Origin of the sequence: Serratia sp. KG1D (genome assembly GCF_037150675.1) — a bacterium.
GTDB lineage: Bacteria > Pseudomonadota > Gammaproteobacteria > Enterobacterales > Enterobacteriaceae > Serratia > Serratia nematodiphila.
Window position 1 is genome coordinate 401277 of sequence record NZ_JBAGIH010000001.1, and the last position, 21761, is coordinate 423037.

Below are 21761 nucleotides of genomic sequence, written 5' to 3' on the forward strand. Positions count from 1 at the left end.
CCGTGATGGCGCCCTCTTGGCTTAGTGGCGATGTCCCAGATGGGAGTGCGCTTCGGCATGTGAGTGTTCACTCGGCTCCGGCGCCCGGTTGATGCCGCAGTCCGGCGTCTCGCAGTGCCGGTACTCCATCTGAATGGTCACGTGGCCGATCTTGTAGTGTTCCAACAGATAAGCCTGGATACGTTGCAACAGCCCATCGTGGTCATGCGGCGGGATCACCTGCGCATGCAGCGTCATCAGCTTCTGTTCGCCGATCTGCCAGACGTGTACGTGGTGGATATTGCGCACTTCCGGGATGTTCAGGCACAGGTCTTTTTGCAGCTTGGCGATATCGACCTCCTGCGGCGTGCCTTCCAGCAGCTCGTGGAAGCTCTCCTTCAGCAGCCGCCAGGCGCTGCGCAGCACCAGACAGGAGACCAGCACCGACAGGATCGGGTCAATCGGCGTCCAGCCGGTGGCGAGAATAACGATGGCGGCGACGATGGCGCCCACCGAGCCGAGCAGGTCGCCCAGCACATGCAGCGCGGCCGCCCTCACGTTGATATTTTTCTCTTCGTTGCCGCGATGCAGCAGCCAGAAGGCGAACAGGTTCGCCAGCAGCCCCGCTATGGCGATGATCAGCATCGGAGTGCCCATCACCGGCTGGGGTTCGAAGAAACGCCGTATCGCCTCCCACAGGATGAATACCACGATCACCAGCAGCGCCGCGGCGTTGAGGAAGGCCGCCAGGGTGGTCAGGCGCAGATAGCCAAAGGTGTGGCGCGCGTTGGGCTTGCGCTGGGAAAAGTGCACCGCCATCAGCGCCACCAGCAGCGCGGCGGCATCGGTCAGCATGTGCCCCGCGTCGGCCAACAGCGCCAGCGAGCCGGACAACAGGCCGCCGACCACCTCGGCCACCATAAAGACGGCGGTGACTAAAAAAGCGGTCAGTAGGCGTTTACTATTACTGTCTTTCGGCAGGTGTACGTGTGGAGTGTCCGACATTATTCATCCTTATGCATAGCGAAAGTGGGGGCGGCGGCGAGCAGAGCGTCCAGCTCCGGTTCTATCTGCGCCACTAACGCCTTTAATTTAGTATAAGCGGCGGCGGCAAGCTCGCCCCGACGTGCGGTTTCCACCAGTTGCTGGCACAGCTGCGCGGCTTCCGGCAGCTGCAGCATCAGCAGGCTGCCCTTGATGCGGTGCGCCGCCTGTTCCAGGCGTGGCCAGTCGCTCGCGGCGACGGCATCCGCGAGCCGCTGCCGGTCTTGCCGCAGCGTGTCGCTGAGCGTCTGCGCCAGCCGCTGCATCATGGCGCGATCGCCGCCCGCCATTTCAGCCAGCGTTTGCCGCAGGTCAGTAAGGACTGACTTTTCTTCCTGAACCTGCGGTTGCTGGGCCAATACCTGGCCGATCGCCGCCAGTGAAATCGGCTTGGTCAGGAAGTGGTCGATCGCCACCAGCCCTGGCGGGATGCGGGTAAACTCCTGCACGTCTGCCGAGCAGAGCACGATGCGGCAAGGCGGGCGCCGTAGCCGCTGTTCGTCGCGGCGGATCAGCCTGGCCAGCGTCAGGCCGTCCGGGCGCGGCATGTTATAGTCGATAAACAGCAGATCGAAAGGCTGCCGGCGCTGAGCCTTCAGCAGCGCATAGCCTTGTTCAAAGCGGGCCGGCTGCAGCCCGAAGTGGCGCAGCTGGCGTTCCAGCAACAACAAATTGGTGGGATGGTCGTCGATCAGCGCGGTACGCAAGGTGGAAGACGGCAGAGCAAAGGTGTGCTCCTCTTGGGCGCCAGCCGTCGCGGCGCCGCTCAGCTCGACCGGTATCGCGACCTCGACGCGGGTGCCGACGCCCGGCTGCGAGTGCAACTCGATGCGGCCGCCCATCTGTTCGACGATTTCTTTGCAGATCGACAGGCCCAAACCGGTACCTTGCACCGAGATGCGTTGCGCGCCGCGCGCGCGGTAAAACGGTTGGAACAGTTTGCCTATTTCATCGGCGGCGATGCCGCAGCCGCTGTCGTTCACCGTTAATCGCAATTCCCCCTGCCGCTCATCCTGCGCGCGCCAGCCGACGTAGACCTGAATGGCGCCGCGCGGCGTGAACTTTATCGCGTTGTTTATCAGGTTGTTAGCCACCTGAAGTAAACGCTCACCATCAATAATCACCGCCTCCGGCAGAGCCGGATCCGCCACCACGCTCAAGGTCAACGGCCGTTCGCCGATAAGCGGCCGGTAAAGGGCGTCGATGCGCGCGACCCAGGGGCGCAGCGCCATCGGTTTCGGCGCCAGCGTCAACGACCCGGTTTCCAGCCGCGCGTGATCCTGCAGGTCGTTGAGCAGGTTGAGCAGCGATGAGGCCGAGCTGTAAATCACCGGTAGGCCTTCCGGCGCAGGTTGGCGTTTGAGCTCCAGTTCCAGCAGGCCGAGGATGGCGTGCATCGGCGTGCGCAGTTCATGGCTGACGGTGGCGAGGAATTTGCTCTTCATGCGGTTTTCCGCTTCGGCGCGGCGGCGCGCCTGCTCGAGCTCTTCGCGTTCGCGTTTTTCACGGCGCTGCAGCATGAAACGGCGCAGCGTCAGCGCCAGCAGCAGCACGGTGGCGGCGGCCAACAGCGCCAGCAGCCAGGTGGTCTGCGGCGGCATGCGGTTGTCGTTCACCGCGTCGATCAGGTTGCTGCGGTCGACGATCCACTCGTCGCGCAGCGATTGCAGGGTATCCGCCGGGATCTGCATCAGGTTCTTATCCAGGATCGCCAGCAGCAGCGGCCGATCGCGGCGCACGCCGAAGGCCACCGGATAGGGGATGTTGTTGGCGGCGAAGGCCAGCTTGATGGCGCCGGAATAGCGCGACAGCGCCAAAAAGTTGGCGGAGATGACGTTATCCACCAGCGCATCCAGCTGGCCGTTGGCCAGCGCGTCGTACATCGACTTGCTGTCGGCGAAGCTGACGGTCTGTTCCTGCTCCGGCACCAGCCCCTGAGCCAAATCGCCCTGCAGCACGCCGATGCGCTTGCCGGCCAGATCGCCCCAGGTCGAGACGCCGTTGGCATACTGGCCGACGTAAACGCCCCACAGCGAACGGTGGATCGGCATGCTGGCGCCGTAGCGCGCCTTGACGCCGCGCGCCAGCGGCAGGGCGGCGCGGAAGCTGGCCTGGCCGGACTGCACCAGTTGATCGGCCTGCTCGGCATTGCGCGCCCACAGCGGCGCGAAACGCAGCCCGGTGTTTTGCGCGATGATGTTGAGAATATCGATGGCGTAGCCGCGCGGCTGGCCGTCGGAACCGCGGTAGGCGAACGGGAAGTTGTTCTCGATGGCGGCGTAGTAAACCACGCGGTGGCTCGCTACCCAATTCTTCTCCATCGTCGTCAGATCGGCATTGCCGGTATCGAGGTAGCTGGGGATCTTTTTGCTCCAGCGGCTCTGCAGGGCATTCATCAGTTCCATCGGCGCGTCGGCGATGGCGGTGTTCAGCGTGTCTATCAGCCGCGGATCGGCGGCGGCGAACACGAAGGAGAGGTTGCCCAGGTTCTCGTTGCTTTCAATCTGATAGAGCTGGCCAAGCTGCAGCTGGTCGATGATAAAGCTGGCGCTGGCCTCGTCGGCGATAAAGTAGTCGCTGCTGCCGTTCAGCAGCGAATAGACCGCCTGCAGATTGTTGTCGTAGCGCTGGATCTGCGACGCCACCGCCTGCAGGGCGCCGCCGGACTGCATGTCGGTCAGCGCGCCGATCGCGACGCGGGCGTTGGCGGAATTGAGCATCACCGGCCGATCGTTGCTGCGATCGCGCAATACGCGCAGGTTGCTGACGTAGTAAGGCTGGGAGATCTCCAGCCCGTGCAGCGCTTCGCTCTGCGGGATGCCGTACAACAGATCGACCTTGCCGTCGTGCAGCGCCTGCTCCAGCTGGGTCAGGTCGGCGAAGCCGTAAATGGCGAAGCGGATGCCGGTCACCTGCTGAATATAGCCGAGGTAGTCGGCGTTCAGCCCATACAGATCGTCATCCACAATGATGTTGTACGGGCTGGTGTTCTCACTGATGATGCCGACGCGCAGCGTGCGATCGCGCCAGGGATTTTTCTCGCCGACGATCAGCATATTCTCGGGGGGATTCAGGTTGCTGACCAGCTGATAGCGCACCGGCTCCCCCGCCTGCGCCAGGCCGCACCACAGGATCAGCAGCAGCAGGGCGCGGCGCATCATGGCGCCAGCTCTTTAAACACCGCTACCAGCTCCAGCAGATTACCGGCGCCGGTTTTGCGCTGGATGTTTTTCTTGTGGGTGCTGACGGTCTTGTTGCTGATGTGCAGCCGGTCGGCGATCTGCAGGTTGGACAGCCCCTGGCTCAGCAAACCCAGCACCTCGAGCTCCTTGGGCGTGAGCAGCCCGCCGTCCGCCGTCGGCGCTTCTTCGGCCAGCGCAGCGGCGGGGAAACTGGTTTCACCGTCCAGCACCTGCTCGATCGCCTGCACCAACTCCGCCAGCGAGCTGCCTTTGTTGACGAAACCGTCGGCGCCGGCGGCATGCGCCATGCGCGCATACACATCGGCCTCTTGCGCGGTATAGATCAGGATCTTCTGTTGCGGGTAGCGGCGGCGGATTTTTTTCAACAGCTGCAGCCCGTCGACCTGCGGCAGGCCGATATCCAGGATCACCAGGCTGAAAGCGGTCTCGGCCAGCAGAGCCAGCGCCTGGACGTCGTCCTGCGCCGCCTGCAGACGGTAGGGGCGGGATGATTTCATTAGCGCCGCTTCCAGTGCGACATGAACCACCGGGTGGTCATCAACTAATAACAGAGAAGGCATGTTCAACTCGGGTCGCTTTATATTCCGATCGCTAGCATAGCGAAAAAGGAGGCTCTGCGCTCCCCTGATGAAACAGCACAATCTGCTGTTAATTTGGCGGTTCCAGCGGAGGGGGGCAAAGGTGATTTACAGCGCCATTCCCACAGGCTAGATTGTTGGGATCTACACCGTTACGCACTGCGAAATACCCCTCGATACCGAATGGAAAAGCTATGAATTACCAAAACGACGACTTACGCATTAATGATATTAAGGAACTCCTGCCGCCGGTGGCTCTGCTGGAGAAATTCCCGGCCACTGAACGCGCGGCAAAGACGGTGTCCCAGGCCCGCAGCGCAATTCACAATATCCTTCGTGGCAGCGACGATCGCCTGCTGGTGGTGATTGGTCCTTGCTCCATCCACGATACCCAAGCCGCCAAAGAGTACGCGGGGCGCCTGCTGGCGCTGCGTGAAGAACTGAGCGGCGAGCTGGAAGTGGTGATGCGCGTATACTTCGAAAAACCGCGCACCACCGTGGGCTGGAAAGGCCTGATCAACGATCCGCAGATGGACAACAGCTTCAACATCAACGACGGCCTGCGCCTGGCGCGCAAGCTGCTGGTGGAGATCAACGACAGCGGCCTGCCGGCCGCCGGCGAATTCCTCGACATGATCACGCCGCAGTACCTGGCGGATCTGATGAGCTGGGGCGCCATCGGCGCGCGCACCACGGAATCGCAGGTGCACCGCGAGCTGGCCTCCGGCCTCTCGTGCCCGGTCGGTTTCAAGAACGGTACCGACGGCACCATCAAGGTGGCGATCGACGCCATCAACGCCGCCGGCGCGCCGCACTGCTTCCTGTCGGTGACCAAGTGGGGCCACTCGGCGATCGTTAACACCAGCGGCAACGGCGACTGCCACATTATCCTGCGCGGCGGCAAAGAGCCGAACTACAGCGCGGCGCACGTGAAGGACGTCAAAGCCGGCCTGAGCAAAGCCGGGCTGCCGGCGCAGGTGATGATCGACTTCAGCCACGCCAACAGCAGCAAACAGTTCAAAAAGCAGCTGGACGTGAGTGCGGACGTGTGCGGGCAGATCAGCGGCGGTGAAAAAGCGATTATCGGCGTGATGATCGAAAGCCACCTGGTGGAAGGTAACCAGAGCCTCGAAAGCGGCGAGCCGCTGGTTTACGGCAAGAGCGTCACCGACGGCTGCATCGGCTGGCAGGACACCGAAACCGTGCTGCGCGATCTGGCGGCGGCGGTGAAAGCGCGCCGCGGTTAATCGCGTAAAGAGGGGCTCGCCAGCGGGCCCTTTTTCTATTTACCTTAAAATTTTATATCTCCTGTCAATTTAAGGCCTACAGTCAATAGGCTTACTAAATCTTTAAGCGACCCCCTTCGCATTATTCCTATTTAAGAAAAGAATAATTGTCACTGCTCGCGGCATTGTGCTTATATAAGACGCTTTTTTTATTCCATAAACCCCGCAGGCCTAATAAGCGGGGAGTGGTATGACCTTATTCCTTTCAGGATGAAAGAATTATGACAAACAATACCTCGCAGCCGCTGGGGCTGCACCGGATTAAATTCCATGGGAAAGGTGGTGAGTACTTCGCTATTTGGTTAGTCAATGCATTATTGACCGCCCTGACCCTGGGCATCTATTCCGCCTGGGCGACGGTGCGCCGTCGCCGCTATTTTTACGGCAACACGGAATTGGACGGCGATCGTTTCGACTACCATGCACAACCGCTGCAAATTCTGAAAGGGCGGCTGTTGGTGATCGGCGGTATCATCGTGTTTTATATCTTGCTGGCGATAACGCCACTGTTGGGGCTGCTGGCTTTGCTGGTGTTACTTGCCCTGCTGCCGTGGATCGTTATCCGCAGCTGGCGCTACAATGCGATTATGTCGAGCTATCGCGGCGTGCGTTTTAATTATGTCTGCCGCACCGGGCGCGCCTATTGGGCTTTACTGTTCTGCCCGTTATTGCTGATTATCGGGCTGTATGTCGGTCTGATCATCTTGCTCGGCATTGGCAGCGGTCTTGGCAGCATCAACGCCATCGCTTTTATGCTGGTGCTGACGTTGATTTTGGCCGTGCCGGCATTTGCGGCGGTAAACGGCATTATTAGCGCACTGCAGCATGATTTGTACGTTAATAACCTGTTTTTCGGAAAGACACCGTTTATTGCCGAACTGAAGAAATCGGCCTTTATCAAATTTGCCTTGATCGGCCTGCTCATATTCCTGCCATTCATGTTGGTCGCGTTGGTGTGCATCGGTTCGTTCTTCTTTACTCTCTATCAGATGGTGTTGATGGGCATGTTAACCAATGAAGCCATTGATGTGCTGGTGCTGGACAATATCAGCAGCCTTCTGCTGATGATGGTGGTGCTGTTGATCGGCGCGCTGGTGGCCAGCAGCTACCAGGTCGTTGCCCAGCGCAACTATCTGTTTAACCAGGCAAGGTTGAACGGCGACATCAAGCTGCATTCCTCAATGAAAACGCTGCCGTATATGGGATTGTTGATCACCAATACCCTGATTACCCTGTTCTCGCTCGGTTTGGCGGCGCCGGTGGCGGAAGTGCGTCATGCCCGTTATCTGGCGGCCTGCACGGCGGTTGAAGGCGATCTGGCGCTGCTGGACATTACGGCGCATCAGGAAAGCGCCAACAGCGCGGTGGCCGAAGAAGCGCTGCAGGCGCTGGATCTGGGCGGCAACTTCTGAGGCGCCGATGATCCTTGAAGGCGCTTATCAGTTGCCGGGAAGGGCCGCACGTGAGGCGGCTCGTCTGCTGGTGAACGAAAGCGGCGAAGGCGTGACGTTGCAGCGGCAGGATGAACAGCGTTACATCCCGCTGACGGACATCACCGTTTCTGCCGCGCTGGGTAATATTCCGCTGACGCTCACCTTCAAGGGCGGCGGGCGCTTTGTGCCTGACGACGACGCGGCCTTTCGCCGCTGGTTCTATCAGCGCCGTTCGCCAGGGTGGGTGCATCGCCTGGAACGCCATAAACGCGGCGTCGCCCTGGCGCTGCTGATGACGCTGCTGGCGGTAGTGGCTTACGTTTACGTGGTACTGCCGTGGGCGAGCAGCGAGATCGCCATGCGCATCCCCACCTCGGTGGAACAGACGCTGGGCAAACATACGCAGACGTTTTTGGACCAGAGCGGCTTCGCGCCCTCTGCACTGCCGGCCGAGCGGCAACGGGCGTTGCAGCAGCTATTCCGGCAGGTGATGCCGGCCGAGATGCGCCAGGAGCGCACGCCGCTCTCGCTGAAGCTGATGGCGGCGCCCGGTGCGCCGAACGCCTTTATGTTGCCCGACGGCACGCTGGTGCTCAGCGATAGCCTGGTCACCTTGTCAAAAAACGACGATGGTCTGGCGGCGGTGATGCTGCATGAGATGGGGCATCACGCTCATCGTCACCCGATGCGCATGTTGGTGCGTTCGTCACTGGTGGCGTTGACGCTGATGTGGATGACGGGTGACGTCAGCGGCATCGGCGATACGCTGCTGCAGTCTGCGTCCTTCGTGAATGAGATGCAGTTTTCTCGCGGGATGGAGCGTGAGGCGGATGCGTTTGCGATAGCGGAAATGCAGCGCCAGGGGCGTTCGCTGGCGGAAATGGCGGCGATCTACCGCGCGTTGGCGCAGGCGCCTGAACGAGAAAAGACCAATGACTGGGCGCTGCCTGCCTGGCTCAGCACCCATCCGGCGATGCAGGAACGGCTGGACGCGGTGAATGAGGCGATGGCGCAGCAGCAATAAAAAAGCCCCCGGTGAAAACCGGGGGCTTTTTCGTGAACGGGCGAAATTACTTCGCTTTACCCTGGTTCGCTACGGCCGCTGCTTTTGCTGCGATCTCGTCGGCGTTACCCAGGTAGTAACGTTTGGTCGGCTTGAAGTTCTCGTCGAACTCATACACCAACGGCACGCCGGTTGGGATGTTCAGCTCGAGGATTTCATCTTCGCTCAGGTTATCCAGGTATTTCACCAGCGCGCGCAGCGAGTTGCCGTGCGCCGCAACGATCACGCGCTCGCCGCTCTTGATGCGTGGCAGGATCTCTTCGTCCCAGTAAGGGATAACGCGATCGATGGTCAGCGCCAGGCTTTCGGTCAGCGGCAGCTCTTGCTCGGTCAGAGAAGCGTAGCGCGGATCGTGGCCAGGGTAACGTTCGTCTTCTTTGGTCAGCTCAGGTGGGGTCACCGCGAAGCCGCGACGCCATTGTTTCACCTGCTCGTCGCCGTATTTTTCTGCGGTTTCCGCTTTGTTCAGACCCTGCAGCGCGCCGTAGTGACGTTCGTTCAGCTTCCAGGATTTTTCGGTTGGCAACCAGGCCTGATCCAGCTCGTCGAGGATGTTCCACAGGGTGTGGATCGCGCGCTTCAGTACGGAGGTGTAAGCGAAGTCGAAAGTGAAACCTTCTTCTTTCAACAGCTTGCCTGCTGCTTTCGCTTCGGTGCGGCCCTTGTCGGACAGATCAACATCATACCAACCGGTGAAGCGGTTTTCTTGGTTCCACTGGCTTTCGCCGTGACGCACCAGAACCAGCTTAGTTACAGCCATAGCTTAACTCCTTAATAATCTGACATTTCAATGATAACGAAAATCATTATATTGCCGCGGGCCGGGGCTCGGCAATCGATAGTGTCTAACCATAGCCAATTTCTTGCCGCAAAGTAAGGGCTGGCGAAAGGAAAAAGCTGAATCGTTCAGGCTGAGGCGAAAGGGGGAGAAACGGCACGTCGGAATCGCTCCGGACGCGCCGTGGCGTGGGGAAAATCAGGCCGATTTTTTCAGGCAGTTGCTCATGAAGGTTTTACGCGCGTCGCCCTTCAGATCCTTGGTCTTGGCGTCGGCATTGCAGCTTTTCATTTTCTGCTGCTGCGGCGTCAGGGTTTTGCCGGACGCAGCGGTGCCTTCGGACTTCAGGCAGGTGCTCATAAAGGTGGAGCGATCGGCGCCTTTCAGCGACTTGCTGGATGCCTGCTGGTTGCAATCGGTCATGCGTTTCTGTTGGGCCGCCTGCGCCGGCGAAGGCGTTTTCGTCGCCGTCGTCGCGTCGGCCGCCATCAGATTGGTGCTCAGCATTAAGCCCGCCAGCAATGGAAGTGCAGTAATCAGACGCATAGGTGTTCCTTCAGCTATTGATTGGCCGCCATCGGCCGAAAATTGTGACGTTGCACAAGGCGTTGTGCTTATCACGGTAGCCTGAGTGTAGTGCGCGCTTTGGAATAAGGGAAGGTGGGCGCCGTTGGGGGGATGGCGCTAAAAGGTAAGCATTTATAACAAATTGCCCCCGGCCGCACGGCGAGGGGCGTAGCGGGTCAGATAGGATAAAACTGATAATGCGTGGCGCTGCGGTAGCGGCTCCCCGGTTGCAGCCAACAGTCCGGCTGCGGCCACTCGGGATGGTGCGGGCTGTCCGGCAAAAACTCGCTCTCCAACGCCACGCCGGCATGGTTGGCGTAGCTGCCGCCATCGCGCGCCGGCGTGCCGGCCAGATAATTGCCGCTGTAGAGCTGCAGCGCAGGCGCGTCGGTGAACACGCTCATTTGCACTTGCCCGTCGGCGGACCACAAATGCGCCGCCGGGCTCTCCAGCGCCCCGCAGGTACGATGCAGCAGAAAGGCGTGATCGTAGCCTTGCACCCGCTGCTGGTCGCGATCGCGCAGGAAATCCTGCAGCAGCGTTTTCGGCTGGCGGAAATCCATGCCGCTGCCGTCCACCGGCGTCAGATCGGCGCAGGGAATGCCCTCGGCGTCGACAGGCAGGTAGCGATCGGCGAACAGCTGCAACCGTTGGGCGCGGGCGTCGGTGCCGGCGCCGTCCAGATTGAAATAGGCGTGGTTGGTCAGATTGACCGGGCAGGGGCGATCGACCTGCGCCAGATAGTTGATTTCCAGGCGATTATCCGAGGTCAGGCGGTAACAAACCTGCACGTCGAGATTGCCGGGGAAACCCTGATCGCCCTCCGCCGAATGCAGCGCATAGCAGACCTGCTGCGCATCATGCTGCACCCGGCGCCAGCGGCGGGCATGAAAACCGTCGGGGCCACCGTGCAGCTGATGGGCGCCCTGATTGGCGGCCAGCGCATGGAGTTTCCCGCCGATGGGCAGACTGGCGTTGGCGATGCGGTTGGCGTAACGGCCGACGGTGGCACCCAGATAGGCGCCCTGACGTGGGTAGTCCGCCGGGCTGTGGCAGCCCAGCAACAGCTCGCGCTTTTCACCGGATTTGAGCGGCAAGACGGCGGACAGCCAGGTGGCGCCCCAGTCCATCAGCGTCACCGTCATGCCGCCGGCGTTTTGCAGCAGTGTCAGCTGGTAAGGTTGCCCATCGGGCGCCGCTGCCGCGGTTGCCGTCAGCATGTACCGGCTCCCTGCGAAGCCTGGCAGACATAGAACGTTTCCTGCAATCCGCCGGTTTGCCGCGGATACTCGTGCGCCACGGCGGCACGCACCGTCTCCACGAGATCCTGCGGCATCAGCGCGACGATGCAGCCGCCAAAGCCGCCGCCGGTCATTCGCACGCCACCGCGCGGGCCGATCGTCGCTTTGACGATCTCGACCAACCGATCGATCGGCGGTACGGTGATTTCAAAGTCATCGCGCATCGAGGCGTGGGATTCCGCCATCAGCCGGCCCATGCGCTGCAGGTCGCCGGCCGCCAGCGCGTCGGCCGCCGCCAGCGTGCGGGCGTTCTCGCTGATGACGTGCCGCGCGCGTTTGGCCACCAACGGATCCAACTGATGTTGACGCGCTGCAAACTGTTCGGGGCTGACGTCGCGCAGCGCCTTGACGCCGAAGAACCGCGCCGCTTCTTCGCACTGTGTGCGGCGGGTGTTGTACTCGCTGTCCACCAGCCCGCGTTGCACATTGGAGTTGATGATCACCACCGCGACGCTGCCCGGCATCGGCACCGCACGGGTCTCCAGCGAGCGGCAGTCGATCAGCAGAGCGCTGTCGCGCCGGCCGAGCGCGGAGATCAACTGGTCCATGATGCCGCAGTTACAGCCGACGAACTGGTTCTCCGCCTCCTGGCCGTTCAGCGCCAGCGCCACGCCGTCCAACGGCAGCTGATAGAGCGCCTGCAGCGCCTGGCCCACCGCCACCTCCAGCGCGGCGGAGGAGCTGAGCCCCGCCCCTTGCGGCACATTGCCGGCGATCACCAGATCCGCGCCGCCGAAGTCGGCGTTGCGGCGCTGAAGATGTTTCACCACGCCGCGCACATAGTCGGACCAGCGCTGATCGGGGTGGCTGACGATCGGCTCGTCGAGCGAGAATTGATCCTGCTGATTCTGATAATCGGCGGCCAGCACGCGGATCTGACGGTCGTCGCGCTTGGCGCAGGCGATGACGGTTTGGTAATCGATGGCGCAGGGCAGCACGAAGCCGTCGTTGTAATCGGTATGCTCGCCGATCAGGTTCACCCGCCCCGGCGCCTGGATGGTCAACGCCGGCGCGTAGCCGAAGTGTTCGGTAAACAGGGAATGGGTAAGCGGTTTCAGGCTCATGCTTGGGCTCCGGCTTCACAGTAATGAATATCGCTGACGGCGCGCAGACGCTCTGCGGCCTGTTCGGCGGTCAGATCGCGCTGGGTTTCCGCCAGCATCTCGTAACCGACCATAAACTTGCGCACGCTGGCTGAACGCAGCAGCGGCGGATAGAAATGGGCGTGCAGCTGCCAGTGCCGGTTGTCGGCACCGTTGAACGGCGCGCCGTGCCATCCCATCGAATAGGGGAAGGAACACTGGAACAGGTTGTCGTAGCGGCTGGTCAGCTTCTTCAGCGCCAGCGCCAGATCTTGGCTTTGCGCCGCGCTGAGATCGGTGATGCGCTGCACCGCCGCTTTCGGCAGCAGCAGCGTTTCAAACGGCCAGGCGGCCCAGTAGGGCACCACCGCCAGCCAGTGTTCGGTGTTCACCACGATGCGTTCGCCTGCGGCCAGCTCGCGCTGCGCATAATCCAGCAGCAGCGGGGAGGCGTGTTCCCGAAAATAGTCGTGCTGCAGGCGATCTTCGCGTTCGGCCTCGTTCGGCAGAAAGCTGTTGGCCCAGACTTGCCCGTGCGGGTGCGGGTTGGAGCAGCCCATCGCCGCGCCTTTGTTTTCGAACAGCTGTACCCAGGGATAGTGCTTGCCCAGCTCAGCGGTTTGCGCCTGCCAGGCGGCGACCACCTGTTCCAGCGCCGGCAGCGCCAGTTCGGGCAGGGTCTTGCTGTGATCGGGAGAGAAGCAGATCACCCGGCTGACGCCGCGCGCGCTCTGGCTGCGCATCAGCGGATCCTGGCTATCGGGCGCCGGTGGCGTATCGCTCATCAGCGCGGCGAAATCGTTGGCGAAAACATAGGTACCGCGATAATCCGGATTGCGATCGCCGGTGACGCGCGCATTGCCCGGGCACAGGAAACAGTCGGGATCGTGCGTTGGCAGCGTTTCCGTCGGGACGGCTTCTTGTTGGCCCTGCCAGGGGCGCTTGGCGCGGTGCGGTGAAACCAGCACCCACTGGCCGCTGAGCGGGTTGTAGCGGCGGTGCGGATGATCGATAGGGTTAAATTCCGTCATACGGTTCCTTTCTAGGCGCCGACGAAAGTGTAATCGCTTCCAATTACCGTCTTGAGACGCCCGTTGCTGAACAGGGAGAGGCTATTGCGCAGAAAGATAGCACGCCCGCGGCGGTAAAAAGGTGATCTAACGCGAAAAATGGAATCGTTTACACTTCATAGAAAAGCGCAGGAAGGGCGAAGAAAAGCGGGCGACAACGTGATTGAGGGCATTGCGGTGAGGTGCCGGTGATAGCGTTTTCACCCGACCAGCCGGCAGAGAGGGGGCTCTCTGCCGGCTTCAGCCGTTAAGAATGCTGGTACAGCGGATAGGTGAAGAACAGCAGATGGGTCAGATTAAGCCCGAAATGGAACAGAATCGGCACCCACAGACGGCCGCTCCACATCCACGCCAGGCCGTAGATCACCCCGGCGAGGGTCGCGAAGATCACCATCAGCGTACCGCCCGCCAGATGCGCGGCGCCGAACACCAGGGAGGCGACGATCAGCGCCGGCCAGGCGCCCAGCCACTGGCTGAGACGCTGTTGCAGGTAGCCGCGAAACAGCGCTTCCTCGGCCATGCAGACGAAGAACAGGTTTGCCATCACGAAAGGCAGGATCCAGGCGGGCGCATGCAACTCGATTTTTAAGCCGCCCAGCGCGACGGCCAGCAGCAACAGCGCCGGCACGGCCAGCAGCAGCGCAATCCAGCCCGCTTTGCCAGCGTTGCCGCCGCGTTCGGCGGAAAACAGCGTGGGCAAGCAGGCGAACAGCAGGAAGGGCACCATCGCCTTATCGAAGTTGTAATACATCGTGAACGGCGCGCTGAGCGGGCCGGCTTTTTCGCCGTCGATCATCAGCTGATTGTGGATGCCCGGCACCAGATGCAAGAACAGCGCCACGCAGCCGGCGACCACCAGCCCTTCGAGCGCAATCGCCAGATTACGCTGCTCGCGAAAATGGTGGCGCAGCCCCGCCAACGCCACGATGGCCAACAGGCAACCCAGGCTGAGCGGCGTCAGTACCCCATGATAAAGCCCCATGCCCGCCGAGGCGGCCAGGATCACCCAGGCTATCAGCCGATTAAACGGCAAGAAAAATAACGAAGCAGCCAGTACGCCCCACATAATATGTCCCTTTAAATATGTACACGGCGCTCAGCGCCTTTGCGGCGTGCGATGATGGCGAAATTGAGCGCTAGAGCGGATAGTAGCACACCAAGATGACGCTAAAGGTCGGGGCAGTGATGCATTTGTGCATGATGCTGGCCCACACGACCGGCGGCGATGAGGGTTAGCCTTTCATCCAGGCCTGCGAACGGGTGATTTCGGCCAGGTTTTGCAGGGTATCCAGGCTCTGCTGGTGGATCTCCTGCGTGGGGGCTGCGCACAGATCGTGCAGTACGGTCACCTGAAAGCCGGCGTCGTGCGCCTGCCGCGCGGTGCTCTCGATGGCGAGCGGCGTGCTGACGCCCGCCAGCAGCAGATGGTGGCACCGATGTTGCCGCAGCCAGGCTAACAAATTGTTACCGGAGAAAGCGCTGACTGCCGTTTTTTCAAACAGCAGATCGGTCTCTTCCTGATGCAGTTCGGGCATCCAGCGGCAGCCCGGGCCGTTTAACCGCAGCGCGCCGATCTGCTTGAGATGGTTGAACAGCGGCGAATGGGGCGGAATGTCATGATAATCGTCGGCGAATCCCACCCGCACCCAAATCACCGGGATTTTTCGCACCCGGGCATAGGCCGCGGCGGCATTGACGTTGGCGAGCAGGTGGGTCGCCGCCACCTGTTCGCGGCAGTGGTTGGCGCGCCCTTTGGGCCCGATCAGATCTTCGATCAGGTCGATGATAATCAACGCAGCGGACATGGCGTCTCCAAAAATGGCCTTCTTCCTTTCTATGATAAAAGGCCAAATGTGATGTGCTGCGGTGAAGTGTTGCCGGATATGTTTACGCCGCGTTTCAGGCGGAGGCCGCCTCCAGCCGTTGCTGTTGGTAACCATAGCCGCCTTCGCCGTCGGGCACGAAGCTGAGGCGGTGAGTGATGCACTGCGGCGCATCTTCGGCATGGTGCGAGACGAACAGCAGCTGGGTGGCGCCCTGGCCGATCAGCACGTCGATGAAGCGGCGCACCAGCTGGCGATTGAGCGGATCCAGCCCCTGCAGCGGCTCGTCGAGGATCAGCAGCGCCGGGTGTTTCACCAGCGCGCGGGCGATCAGCGCCAGCCGCTGTTGGCCCCAGGAAAGGCTGTGGAACGGGGCGTCACCGCGCGCGCCGTTGAGCCCGAGCAGCGCCAGCCATTGCTCTGTCAGCTGCCGCTGACGATCTGAAACCGCCTGATAAATGCCGATCGAATCGAAAAACCCTGACATCACCACGTTGCGCACGCTGGTGTTGACGCGATAATCCAGATGCAGGCTGCTGCTGACGTAGCCGATATGGCGTTTGATTTCCCAGATGGTTTCCCCGCTGCCGCGGCGGCGGCCAAATAGCGTCAGATCGTTGCTGTAGCCCTGTGGATGATCGCCGGTGATCAAGCTGAGCAATGTGGATTTGCCGGCGCCGTTCGGGCCGACGATCTGCCAGTGTTCGCCGGGATTTACCTGCCAGTCGAGGTGATTGAGGATCGGCCGATCGTCATAACTGACCACGCCGTCACGCAGGACGATCAGCGGCCGATCCGCCGGCAGGGCTACTTTTTGCGTCGGATCCTCGGTTTCCGGCAGCGTCAGCCCGCTGAGATTTTCGCTGTGCGCCAGCTGCGCCACCAGCGCGTCCGCCATCACCTGGCTGCGCGGCCCGCGGCTGGTCAGGGTGCAGTCCGCCAGCACGCCCACCCGCCGGACAAAATCCGGGATTTCGTCGAACCGGTTGAGCACCAGCACCACGGTTTGGCCCTGGGCGGAAAGCTCGCTCAGCAACGCGGCGAGCTGCGCGCGCGAGTGCACGTCCAGCCCGTCGAAGGGTTCGTCGAGGATCAGCAGGTCGGGCTCGGGCATCAGCGCCCGGCACAGCAGGGTCTTGCGCGTTTCGCCGGTGGAGAGGTATTTGAAGCGGCGCGTCAGCAGGGCGGTGATGCCGAACTGTGCGGCCAGCCGCTCACAGCGCGCGGCGTCTTTCACCTCTTCCTGAATGATTTCCGCCGCGGTGCGGCCGGTGTCGTCTTCGTCCGCGCTGAGCAGATCGGTGTTGTTGCGTTGCCACTCGTCGCTGACCATTTTTTGCAGCTGTTCAAAGGAGATGCGCACCGCGTGCTGAAAGTCGCTGCGGCGCTCGCCGCCGAGCAGAACCAGTTCGTCGGCCAGCGCCCGCGCCAGGGCGGATTTGCCGCTGCCGTTGGCGCCGACGAAGGCCCAGCTGTCGCCGGCCTGGATTTCCAGCGCGTCCAGCGTCAGGGTGCGGGTATCGCTTAAGCGGAATGAACCTTGCGAAATGTGCAACGACGACATCACCTGTTCCTTTTTTTGCAATTATTTGCCTTAGAAATAGGCGCATTGCAGGGGGATGTCAATCAACAAAAATGCAACGTTACGTTGCGCTTAACACAACGTGGCGACAATCACGTGGTCGGCGTTGAACAGGGCGTGTACGGCGGCGCCGACGCTCAGCTGCAGACGCTGCAGCTCCGCCGTCGTCAGCGTGGCGCACAGGGTTTCGCCGCCCGCCAGCGTCACCAGCACCTCACTGTGTTCGGCGCCTGGCTGAATGCCGGCCACCACGCCCGCCAGCGCGTTATCCGCGCCGGCATGTTCCGCCGTCTCGACGCTTAACCGCACCCAGGGCGCCTTGATCAGCGCCAGCACCTCTTTGCCCGGCGTCAGCTGCAGCCGGTCGGCGCTTTGCTGGGTAATGGCCGCCGTCAGACGAGTGCTGCCGTCGTTCAACAAAATCGCCAGGTGCTGCTGCACCTGCTGATGATCGCGTTCGATGACGGTACCGAAGAACTGATTGCGCGCGCTGGTTTGCAGCGAGAAGCGCGAGATGGCCGCCAGCAGGCTGTCGAGCGGCAGATCGTCCTGCTGCAACACGTCGAAGGCCTTTTGCTGCACCTGGCCCAGCAGGTCATACAGCTGGATCAGCCGCTGGCCATAGTGCGTCAGCTGTGCGCCGCCGCCGCCTTTCCCGCCGGTGGCGCGGTCCACCACCGTTTGTTCCGCCAACTGGTTCATCTCATTGATGGCATCCCAGGCGCTTTTGTAGCTGATGCCCGCCAGTTTGGCACCCTGGCTGATGGAGCCGGTGTGCTGCACCTGTTTCAGCAGCGCGATGCGGCGCGGATCGGCGAACAGCTTTTGCTGGAGTTTGAGAGTCAGAAGAATTTCGGCCTGCATAGCGCATCCTGTCGGCGGCAAAAATCTTATTGTCGCCGATTTGGCGGCAAAGCGCCAAACGCAGTGCGCTGGAGAGCGGGGTAATAAAGACTGGCATTGCCTTATTGTTATAATATAACATAACAGAAAAACGATAAGGCTTTACGCCGGCTGCGGCCGGTTTTTATTTCACCACAGGGATGCTCCACATGAGTACGACACGCCGGCGCCTTCGCGCGCCCAGGAAATCTTTATGCCTCGCCGCCGCCTGGGTCGGCGGTGCACTGGCGGCGCCGCTGGCTTTCGCCGCCGACTGCGATAAAGCCCGCAATGCCACGGGATGCGAAGAACATCTCACCGTGGAGGCGGCGGCCTCCGCCGGGCGCTACGATGCGTTGAACGCCGTGAGCCGCAGCGCGTCACAGCTCGGGCTGACCGCTCGGGAGACGCCGCGCAGCGTCGACATCATCAGCGCGCGGGCGATCCAACAGCGGGGCGATCGCTCGCTGGCCGCCGCCGTCGAGCACGCCACCGGCCTGTCCGGCGTCGCTTCGCCAACGTTGTCCAACAACTTTTCCGCGCGCGGTTTCCGGCCGATCGCCTGGCTGTATAACGGCGTAGAAATGCCCGGCAGCACGCTGCAGCTGGGCGATCCGGCGCATTACGACAGCATCGAGGTGCTGCGCGGGCCGGGATCGGCGCTGAACGGCCTGAGCGCCGCAGGCGGCAGCGTCAACCTGATCTCGCGGCGGCCGACCTTCAGCCGCCAGCCGGTTGAACTCGACTATGGCTTCGGCAGCTACCGCAGCCAGCGTTTGCATCTGGGAGCCGGCGGCGCGCTGGTGGACGATGCGGTGGCGTACCGGTTGGACGTCAGCGGCAACGACAGCGGTAGCAACGTGCAGGACGAGCGCGATCGGCAGAAGCGGGTTTCCGGCTCGCTGCTGTTTAAGCTGACCGACGATGCGCTGTTGACGCTGAGCCTGGACCGCATGCTCAACCGCACCAATAACCCTTACTACGGCACGCCGCTGCTGGATGGGCGCATTGCCGGCGAGCTGCGCGACATCAATTACAACAACCTGACCGACAGCCGCATCCAGAGCAACGCCACCGCATTTCAGGCCAGTCTGGACTGGTTTATGACGCCTGAAGTGGAGTGGCATAACCAATTCTATTACTACAGCGGCTTTCGCGAATGGCGCAACGTCGAGCGTTTCCGCGTCGCGGCGGCGGCCCGGCCCGGCGACGTCAACCGCGACTCTTTCGGCGCCCTGGCACACGACGACGATCTGATCGGCAACCGCAGTTCGCTGGTGTTCGATCGCGCCATTGCCGGTTTCGATAACCGGTTGCTGGTCGGCTTCGATCTGAGCAAGCGGCATTTTCAGTACTACTCCAACGGTTTCCCCGGTTCCGAAGACGTGCCGCTCGGCGCGCCGCCCAGAGAGCCGTTCGCGCAGGGCACCGATCGCCAACGCGCGCCGGTGCGCCACGTCACCCAGAATCAGTACGCCGCCTTTCTTGAAGATCGCTTCAGCCTGACCGAGCGTTTAGCGTTGCTGGGCCAGTTGCGCTACAACCATATGGACATGGACTGGCGCTTCCAGGGGCCGCAGGAAGAGAGCCGCGCGCGCACCTACGTTTTCAGCACCTGGAGCCTGGGCCCCAGCTATGCATTGACCGATAACCTCACGCTCTACGCCAACTACACCACCGGCCAGGAGCCGGGCAACGATCTGTTCTTCCTCAGCCCGGCGCAGACCGATCTGCCGCTGACGCGAGCGCGCCAGTGGGAGGCCGGTGCCAAAGGGCAGTTTTGGGGTAACAAGGGCGAGGCGACGCTGGCGCTGTACGAACTGCGCAAGGACAACCTGTTTGTGCCCGACGCGCAGCGGCCGGATGCGTTGAACGCGGTAGGCAGGCAGACGTCACGTGGCATCGAACTTGGCGTGGTGCTGCGTCCCGACGATCGCTGGGAGCTGGCCGGCAACACCGCCTACACGCACGCCCGCTACGACGACTATCGCGGCGGTAGCCCGCTGCGCAGCTACAACGGCAATCGCCCGGCCTATATCCCGGACTGGACCGCCAACCTCAGCGTGCACTATCAGGCGACGGAACGTTTGGGGCTGGCTTCTTCGCTGCGCTACGTCGGCAGCAGTTACAACGACGATGCCAACCGGCGCAAGATGCGCGCGTACACCACGCTTGATCTGGCGGCGGATTATCAACTGACGCCGATCGTCGATGTCGGTTTCCGCATTCGCAACGCCACCAACCAGCTGTACGCCTATCAGCGCACCTACCCGGATCAGGCGCTGATCGCGCCGCCGCGCAGCTATGAAACCTTCGTGTCGGTCAGGTTCTGACGGCGTGAAACGTTCGCTTTACCTGTTGTTGTGCGCCCTGGGATTGGGTTGGGGCGCGCCGCTGCGTGCCGATGCCGTCAGCCTGCACAATTGCGGGGTAACGCGCGATTACCCGCAGCCGCCGCAGCGGGTGCTGGTTTACGCTAACCCGGCGCTGGAAAACCTGCTGGCGCTGGGGCTGGCCGGCCGTGCGATCGGCGTGGTCGGGTATGACCGCGCGCGCGATCTCGCGCCGACGGCGCCGGCCGAGGCGCTGCGGGTGCCAGCCAGCCCGGCGCCGCCCACGGCGGAAGCGTTGCTGCTGATGCGGCCGGATTTTGTCTATTCGGCCAGCTATTACTGGCTGCACAGCCCGGAAACGCCCGATCGGGCGCGGCTGGCGGAATGGGGCATCGGCACTTATCTCTCTCCCGGCGCCTGCAGCGGCCAGCAAAGCGCGATCGCCGCCGCGCTGACGTTCGAAGACATTTTCACCGAGCTGCGGGAGCTGGCGCGTATCTTCAACGTCAGCCGCGCCGGTGAAGCGCTGATCGAACGGCTGCGCGGGCAGTTGAGGGCGCTTGAGCCGCAGCGCGCACAGCTGCCGCATTGGCGGCTGCTGTGGTGGTATGCCGGCGCGCAGACGCCCTATGTGGCCGGCTGCTGCGGCGCGCCAGGCTTGCTGAGCCGCAGCGTCGGCAGCGAGAACCTGTTCGGCGATCTGCCCGAGCTGTGGCCGACGGCGTCCTGGGAGGTTATCGCCGCCCGCGATCCGGATGCGATCGTGCTTGGCGATCTGCCGCGCGGCGGCTTCGGGGACAGCGCGGCCGACAAGATCGCCTTTCTGGAGCATCATCCGCTGACCGCGACGCTGCGCGCCGTGCGTCAGCGGCGCTACGTGATCCTCCCCGGTTACGACATGGACCCTTCCGCCCGCACCGTGGCGGCGCTGGGCCGTTTGATTCGGGGCCTGGCGACCTTGCCGCCGCAGGCTCCGACGCTTTCCAACAAGGAACCTTGATATGACTGCCGTTTCATTCTCTTCGCTGCTGGACTCCTGGGATCGCCAGCAGGCGGCCTACATCGCCGAACGCGAAGCGCGTTTTAACGCCCAGCTGGACGTGCTGGCGCTGGCCGTCGGCCAGGATTTTCACGTGCTGGATCTGGCCTGTGGCCCGGGATCGCTGAGCCTGCGTATTTTGCAGCGCTTTCCGCAGGCCAGGGTGACCGCCATCGATCTCGATCCGCTGCTGCTGGCGGTGGCGCGCGGCGCACTGGCGGAGTATGGCGATCGGATCCGTATCCTGCAGGCCGATCTGGCGGATCCGGCCTGTTTTTCCGTGCTGTCCGGCCCCGCGCCGCAGGCGGCGGTGTCCAGCACGGCGCTGCACTGGCTGATGCCGGAGCAGCAGCTGGCGCTGTTCCGCAACGTCGCCGGGCTGCTGGCCGCCGGCGGCGTATTCCTCAATGCCGATCATCAGCGCTATGACCATCGCCATCCGCGGCTGAAAGCGTTGGCGGAGCGGCATGATGAGCAGACCCAACAATGCGCCTGGGACAGCGGCGTTGAGGATTGGGATCGTTGGTTCGCCGGCGCCCTGCAATCGCCGGCCTTGGCCGCTTATCAGGCCGAGCGCGAAGCGCTGTTCGCCGGCCGCCCGGTACCGCCGCCGACGCCGGTGGGTTTCCAGCTTGCGGCCCTCAGACAGGCCGGTTTCAGCGAGGCGGGGACGGTATGGCAGCTGTTGGACGACTATGTGATTGCAGGCTGGAAATAG

At 62.4% G+C, this 21761-nt stretch carries 18 protein-coding genes; 6 read left to right on the plus strand and 12 right to left on the minus strand.

Going from position 1 to position 21761, the window contains the following annotated elements:
* Nucleotides 1-21: 21 nt before the first annotated feature.
* Genes zitB through WFM45_RS02005 form a run of 3 tightly spaced genes read right to left on the minus strand, consistent with a single transcriptional unit; the run spans nucleotide 22 to nucleotide 4786 of the window.
* A complete protein-coding gene (gene zitB / locus WFM45_RS01995; RefSeq protein ID WP_015376984.1) occupies nucleotides 22-984 on the minus strand; it encodes a CDF family zinc transporter ZitB in 963 nt (320 codons plus the stop codon).
* Nucleotides 984-4184: an ATP-binding protein gene (locus tag WFM45_RS02000; RefSeq protein WP_085336516.1), complete on the minus strand. Its 3201-nt coding sequence runs from the start codon at nucleotides 4182-4184 to the stop codon at nucleotides 984-986. Before WFM45_RS02000 ends, zitB begins: the two co-directional genes overlap by 1 nt.
* Nucleotides 4181-4786 carry a response regulator gene (locus WFM45_RS02005; protein ID WP_033634136.1) on the minus strand — a complete coding sequence of 202 codons (606 nt, stop codon included), beginning with the start codon at nucleotides 4784-4786 and terminating at the stop codon, nucleotides 4181-4183. Before WFM45_RS02005 ends, WFM45_RS02000 begins: the two co-directional genes overlap by 4 nt.
* Nucleotides 4787-4998: 212 nt before the next feature.
* Here WFM45_RS02005 and aroG point away from each other — a divergent pair, with 212 nt between their 5' ends.
* From aroG to WFM45_RS02020, 3 genes are all read left to right on the plus strand, one after another.
* On the plus strand, nucleotides 4999-6051 hold the full coding sequence (gene aroG / locus WFM45_RS02010; RefSeq protein WP_033633901.1) for a 3-deoxy-7-phosphoheptulonate synthase AroG: 1053 nt from the start codon (nucleotides 4999-5001) through the stop codon (nucleotides 6049-6051).
* A gap of 260 nt (nucleotides 6052-6311) precedes the next feature.
* Nucleotides 6312-7502: a YjgN family protein gene (locus tag WFM45_RS02015; protein WP_166729677.1), complete on the plus strand. Its 1191-nt coding sequence runs from the start codon at nucleotides 6312-6314 to the stop codon at nucleotides 7500-7502.
* A gap of 7 nt (nucleotides 7503-7509) precedes the next feature.
* Nucleotides 7510-8547, plus strand: coding sequence for a M48 family metallopeptidase (locus tag WFM45_RS02020; protein ID WP_336954304.1), 1038 nt, complete (start codon nucleotides 7510-7512; stop codon nucleotides 8545-8547).
* Nucleotides 8548-8593: 46 nt separating this feature from the next.
* Here the strand turns inward: WFM45_RS02020 and gpmA are convergent, their stop codons facing one another.
* The 9 genes from gpmA to modE all read right to left on the minus strand — a co-directional run bounded on the left by gpmA (nucleotide 8594) and on the right by modE (nucleotide 17653).
* Nucleotides 8594-9346, minus strand: a complete 753-nt coding sequence (gene gpmA, locus WFM45_RS02025; protein WP_004939834.1) for a 2,3-diphosphoglycerate-dependent phosphoglycerate mutase — start codon at nucleotides 9344-9346, stop codon at nucleotides 8594-8596.
* A 216-nt stretch (nucleotides 9347-9562) separates the two neighbouring features.
* Nucleotides 9563-9910 (minus strand): PsiF family protein, encoded by a 348-nt coding sequence (locus WFM45_RS02030; RefSeq protein WP_048322413.1) that lies wholly within the window; start codon nucleotides 9908-9910, stop codon nucleotides 9563-9565.
* A 197-nt stretch (nucleotides 9911-10107) separates the two neighbouring features.
* Nucleotides 10108-11151 (minus strand): galactose-1-epimerase, encoded by a 1044-nt coding sequence (galM, locus tag WFM45_RS02035; RefSeq protein ID WP_336954306.1) that lies wholly within the window; start codon nucleotides 11149-11151, stop codon nucleotides 10108-10110.
* A complete protein-coding gene (gene galK, locus WFM45_RS02040; RefSeq protein ID WP_033633895.1) occupies nucleotides 11145-12296 on the minus strand; it encodes a galactokinase in 1152 nt (383 codons plus the stop codon). Before galK ends, galM begins: the two co-directional genes overlap by 7 nt.
* Complete coding sequence (gene galT / locus WFM45_RS02045) at nucleotides 12293-13345, minus strand: galactose-1-phosphate uridylyltransferase (RefSeq protein ID WP_336954309.1); 1053 nt, start codon at nucleotides 13343-13345, stop codon at nucleotides 12293-12295. The genes galK and galT overlap by 4 nt, the downstream gene beginning before the upstream one ends.
* Nucleotides 13346-13631: 286 nt before the next feature.
* Nucleotides 13632-14450: a CPBP family intramembrane glutamic endopeptidase gene (locus WFM45_RS02050; protein ID WP_048322415.1), complete on the minus strand. Its 819-nt coding sequence runs from the start codon at nucleotides 14448-14450 to the stop codon at nucleotides 13632-13634.
* 166 nt (nucleotides 14451-14616) lie between these two features.
* Nucleotides 14617-15189, minus strand: coding sequence for a cysteine hydrolase family protein (locus WFM45_RS02055; protein WP_033633892.1), 573 nt, complete (start codon nucleotides 15187-15189; stop codon nucleotides 14617-14619).
* 94 nt (nucleotides 15190-15283) lie between these two features.
* Entirely contained in the window at nucleotides 15284-16771 is a 1488-nt protein-coding gene (gene modF / locus WFM45_RS02060) for a molybdate ABC transporter ATP-binding protein ModF (RefSeq protein ID WP_336954313.1), read from the minus strand.
* 90 nt (nucleotides 16772-16861) lie between these two features.
* Nucleotides 16862-17653 carry a molybdenum-dependent transcriptional regulator gene (gene modE, locus WFM45_RS02065; protein WP_049187129.1) on the minus strand — a complete coding sequence of 264 codons (792 nt, stop codon included), beginning with the start codon at nucleotides 17651-17653 and terminating at the stop codon, nucleotides 16862-16864.
* Between the two features lie 188 nt (nucleotides 17654-17841).
* Between modE and WFM45_RS02070 the strand changes: the two genes are divergently transcribed.
* The 3 genes from WFM45_RS02070 to WFM45_RS02080 are packed head-to-tail and all read left to right on the plus strand — an operon-like array spanning nucleotide 17842 to nucleotide 21761.
* Entirely contained in the window at nucleotides 17842-20004 is a 2163-nt protein-coding gene (locus WFM45_RS02070; protein ID WP_336954316.1) for a TonB-dependent receptor, read from the plus strand.
* Nucleotides 20005-20008: 4 nt separating this feature from the next.
* Nucleotides 20009-21004, plus strand: coding sequence for an ABC transporter substrate-binding protein (locus tag WFM45_RS02075; protein WP_274850834.1), 996 nt, complete (start codon nucleotides 20009-20011; stop codon nucleotides 21002-21004).
* A 1-nt stretch (nucleotide 21005) separates the two neighbouring features.
* Nucleotides 21006-21761 carry a class I SAM-dependent methyltransferase gene (locus WFM45_RS02080; protein WP_103085824.1) on the plus strand — a complete coding sequence of 252 codons (756 nt, stop codon included), beginning with the start codon at nucleotides 21006-21008 and terminating at the stop codon, nucleotides 21759-21761.